Source organism: Leisingera sp. F5, from assembly GCF_001593695.1.
In genome coordinates, this window is the sequence record NZ_LUKH01000161.1 from 1 (window position 1) to 4,551 (window position 4,551).

A 4,551-nucleotide genomic window follows, 5' to 3' on the forward strand; every position below is an offset into this window, starting at 1 on the left:
ACCATAGGCCGGTCCTGTGGCAATGAAACAGTCACTGGCCGCCACCCGCGCCGTTGGGGCATCGCCTTGTTCCGCAAACAGTGCCATCAACGCCTCTGACAACTCTCTGGCGGTGCTGCGGGATATTCCTGGAATTGTGATTGCCTGTCCCTCAGATGGGGCTGAGGCTGCAATGATGATGCGCGAGGCGGTGCGGCTGGCGCGCGAGGAGCAGCGGGTGGTGGTCTTTGTGGAACCGATTGCGCTGTATCCGATGCGGGACCTGCATGAGGCGAAGGATGGCGGCTGGATGCGGACTTACCCCTCGCCGGACCGGCGGATCGCTTTGGGCGAAGCGGGTGTGCAGGGGGAAGGCACCGATCTGGCCATCGTGACCTATGGCAATGGAAGGTATCTCTCGGCCCAGGCGCAGGCGGAACTGGCGCCCCAGGGAGTGGACGCGCGGATTGTGGATCTGCGCTGGCTGGCACCGTTGCCGGAGGCGGCGCTGTTGGAGGCGGTAAAAGATTGCAGGCATGTGCTGGTCGTCGATGAATGCCGCATCACCGGGAGTCTGTCAGAGGCGTTGATGGCACTGTTTGCGGAACAAGGCGATGCCCCAACGGCGCGGGTGGCGGCCAGTGACTGTTTCATTGCCACAGGACCGGCCTATGGTGCCACGCTGCCGTCGAAGGAGAGTATTGTTGCAGCTGCTTTGAAGCTGGCAGGAGGCAAGTCATGACCCGCACGGCTGTTCTGATCTGCCCGGGACGGGGCACTTACAACAAGGCGGAGCTGGGGTACCTGCACCGTCACCATGCGGACAAGGCGGCGCTGTTCGCCGGATTTGATGCGCAGCGAAAGGACGCCGGGCAGGAGGAAGTCACGGCGTTGGACGGGGCAACCCGGTTTTCGGTGTCAAAGTACTCCCGCGGGGATATTGCATCGCCATTGATCTATGCCTCAACGCTGGCGGATGCGCAGTCGCTGGCGGATGACATTGAAATTGTCGCGGTTACCGGCAATTCCATGGGCTGGTACACCGCGCTGGCGGCAGCCGGAGCGCTAAGCGCGGCAGATGGGTTCAAGGTGGTGAACACCATGGGCACGCTGATGCAGCAGCAACTGATCGGCGGCCAGCTGGTCTATCCCTTTGCAGGTCCGGATTGGCAGGATAACCCGCGCCGCAAGACCGAGCTGCTGGACTTGGCGGCAGAGATCAATGCGCGCGAGGAGCATGATCTGGGGCTGTCGATTGACTTGGGCGGAATGCTGGTGCTGGCCGGGAATGAGGCCGGGTTGACAGCGTTTGAGGCGGCGGTGCCAGTGCTGGACGACCGCTTCCCCATGCGGCTGGCCAACCATGCCGCGTTCCATACAGCGCTGCAAGCACCGGTGGCAGCCGAGGGGCGCAAGCGGCTGAGTGCCGAGATGTTCTCTCAGCCGGATGTGCCGCTGATCGATGGCCGCGGGCAGATCTGGTGGCCGGGTGCCACGGATAAACAGGCGCTGTGGGATTACACGCTTGGGCGTCAGGTGGTGGAGGCCTATGACTTCACCCGCGCGGTGCAGAATGCAGCTTATGAATTTGCGCCGGACCTGTTCATCGTGACCGGCCCCGGCACCACACTGGGCGGCGCCGTGGCCCAATCCCTGGCACAAATCAGTTGGAAAGGGGTGATTGGAAAGGCGGGTTTTAAAGCGCGGCAAGCGGAGGATCCGCTGTTGATCTCCATGGGGGATGACGCACAGCGGTCATCGGTAAGCGGCTGATCCAGAAGTATCCCGCGTCTTTTGCCTGTATCAAAGATGCAGGCAAAACAGCCTTGGGCGTATCGTCTGCAAAGATCGCCTGACCCGCTTTAACATGACGGCCAAGGCCATCCGCTGCCCGGCAGTTGATTGAGCAGCAATCAATGAGTGTGGATCATCGCCGTCTTCACCCTGCTCCAATCCGGCCCAAGGACTTCCTGCCGGCGCAAACCTGTCGTTATAGCGATCAGAACAATTGTCTCCAAAAACGGATTTTCACTCCCGGCACATGCCTCGAAAAATGCCCCCGCTCTGCTGTGTTCAGATATCTTACCCTGCCTTGCGGCTCCTTCAGTTTCTCGATCCGCTTCATGGGATTTTGTTCCAGCCACCCATACTCCCGAACAGTAACTTTGAGGGCTTGATGGAGCGCGACCAATAGCGGTTCACAGTCGCGTTCGAAAAACGGCCTCGGATCCTACCGGTATCTTCCCAGCGTTGATTTCCGCTTCGATCTGCCCGACCCAAGCTTCAGCATCGCTTTTGCGATAAAGTAAGCCGGCTACTGCTCGTAACCCTTGCGGCGAATCTGAGCTTGCCAGCGAATACTTTTAGCACTTTGGACCCTTTGAACAGACGCCAGACTCACCACTTTGTTAGCAATGTTGGTTGTCATCCGGTTTAGGGAGCTTTCGGGGAGATTTGCACTGTTTTTTGCACCAAAAACCGCGCCACTCTCGTAGCTTTCGCTCACTAAGGTGGCAGGTGCTTGTCTTTTTATTGAAGGAAGTGGTGAGCCGTGTTGGGTTCGAACCAACGACCTACTGATTAAAAGTCAGTTGCTCTACCAACTGAGCTAACGGCCCACTTCTTCGTTGCTGTCTAAGCGTTTTCTCCAAGAGGATCAAGCACTTATTTCGCTTCGGAACTGCCTGGCAGCCTGTGTCATGCTGTCCCGATAGGCGGCGTATCTAGGGCCAGTGCGGCGGGGGGTCAACCCCTTTTTTCAACTTTTCTCACCGAAGACTGGATTCATCTGCAGCGCAGGTCTATATGCCCGGAATGAACACCCAAGCAGATACCGCACTCCCCTTCATGAAGATGCACGGGCTGGGCAATGACTTTGTTGTTGTTGACGCGCGCGCGCAGGACATCGTCATCACCCCGGCGATGGCCAAGGGAATTGCCCACCGCCGGTTCGGCGTGGGATTTGACCAGCTGACCGTCATCTCGGACGGCGCCGGGGACGCACATCTGACCTTCTATAACGCCGACGGATCCACGTCCGGAGCCTGCGGCAACGCCACCCGCTGCATTGCCCGCCATCTGGTCCTGGAAAGCGGCAAGTCCGAGCTGCATCTGACCACCGATCGCGGCGACCTTTATGCACGCGATGCCGGCGATGGCCTTACGTCTGTCAACATGGGACAGCCACAGCTTGATTGGCAGGACATCCCGCTGGCCGAAGACGCGGATACATTGGAACTGCCCATTGAAGGCGGCCCTGCTGCAACTGGCATGGGCAACCCGCACTGCACATTCTTTGTCGAGGATGCCACGATCATTCCGCTGGAAGAATTCGGCCCCCGCTACGAGCATCACCCCCTGTACCCCCAGCGCACCAATGTGCAAGTTGCCCAGGTGACTGGCCCCGACCGCATCCGCATGCGCGTGTGGGAGCGCGGTGTGGGGGTGACACTGGCCTCCGGCTCCTCTTCCTGCGCCACAGCCGTTGCTGCGGCCCGCCGCGGGCTGACAGGGCGCAAGGTGCAGGTTGATCTCGATGGCGGCACCCTGTGGATCAACTGGGCGGAAGACGGAGTCTGGATGACCGGCCCAACCATGCATGTGTTCGACGGCAGCTTCACACGCGAATTTCTGGAGACACTGAAATGAGCGTACCCAAGTTCACCACCCTTGGCTGCCGCCTCAACGCCTATGAGACCGAGGCGATGAAGGAATTGAGCCAGCAGGCGGGCCTTGAGAAGGCTGTGGTCGTCAATACCTGCGCGGTGACCGCAGAGGCGGTGCGCAAGGCACGCCAGGAAATCCGCAAGCTGCGCCGGGAACACCCAGAGGCGCCCATCATCGTGACCGGCTGCGCCGCCCAGACCGAACCGGACACCTTTGCCGCGATGGAAGAAGTCACCCGCGTCATCGGCAACACTGAAAAAATGCAGGCCGAGACTTGGCAGCAGATCGCCAAGGGCCCGGACTTCATTGGCACCACGGAAAAGGTGCAGGTCGACGACATCATGTCGGTGACGGAAACCGCAGGCCATCTGATCGACGGATTCGGCACCCGATCCCGCGCCTATGTGCAGGTCCAGAACGGCTGCGATCACCGCTGCACCTTCTGCATTATCCCCTATGGCCGCGGCAACTCCCGCTCCGTCCCTGCAGGCGTGGTGATCGACCAGATCAAGCGCCTGGTGGACAAGGGTTATAATGAGGTGGTGCTGACCGGAGTGGACCTCACCTCCTGGGGCGCTGATCTGCCTGCGCAGCCGCGTTTGGGCGATCTGGTGATGCGCATTCTAAAGCTGGTGCCGGACCTGCCCCGCCTGCGCATCTCCTCGATCGATTCGATTGAAGCGGATGAGAATCTGATGCAAGCCATTGCCACTGAACCGCGCCTAATGCCGCATCTGCACCTGTCGCTGCAGCACGGCGACGACCTGATCCTCAAGCGCATGGCGCGGCGGCACCTGCGCGGCGACGCCATCGCCTTCTGCGAGGAGGCCCGGCGCCTGCGCCCGGAGATGACCTTTGGCGCAGACATCATCGCGGGCTTCCCGACCGAAACCGACGCCCATTTCG

The 4,551-nt window shown here is 60.5% G+C and carries 3 protein-coding genes, 1 tRNA gene and 1 pseudogene; 4 read left to right on the top strand and 1 reads right to left on the bottom strand.

All coding sequences use genetic code 11. The features are described 5' to 3' along the window. Positions 1-94: 94 nt before the first annotated feature. Positions 95-721, top strand: a pseudogene (locus A2I95_RS26345) (transketolase C-terminal domain-containing protein); the annotation flags it as partial. Next, positions 718-1,752, top strand: coding sequence for an ACP S-malonyltransferase (locus tag A2I95_RS26350; RefSeq protein WP_291734672.1), 1,035 nt, complete (start codon positions 718-720; stop codon positions 1,750-1,752). The pseudogene A2I95_RS26345 and the gene A2I95_RS26350, both read left to right, overlap by 4 nt. 769 nt (positions 1,753-2,521) lie before the next feature. Here A2I95_RS26350 and A2I95_RS26355 read toward each other — a convergent pair. Next, positions 2,522-2,597, bottom strand: a tRNA-Lys gene (locus A2I95_RS26355). Between the two features lie 187 nt (positions 2,598-2,784). Between A2I95_RS26355 and dapF the strand changes: the two genes are divergently transcribed. Together dapF and A2I95_RS26365 are read left to right on the top strand one after the other, a co-directional pair. After that, on the top strand, positions 2,785-3,627 hold the full coding sequence (dapF, locus tag A2I95_RS26360; protein WP_291734673.1) for a diaminopimelate epimerase: 843 nt from the start codon (positions 2,785-2,787) through the stop codon (positions 3,625-3,627). Beyond that, positions 3,624-4,551: MiaB/RimO family radical SAM methylthiotransferase (locus tag A2I95_RS26365; RefSeq protein ID WP_291734676.1), on the top strand; the 928-nt coding region annotated here is incomplete at its 3' end. The genes dapF and A2I95_RS26365, both read left to right, overlap by 4 nt.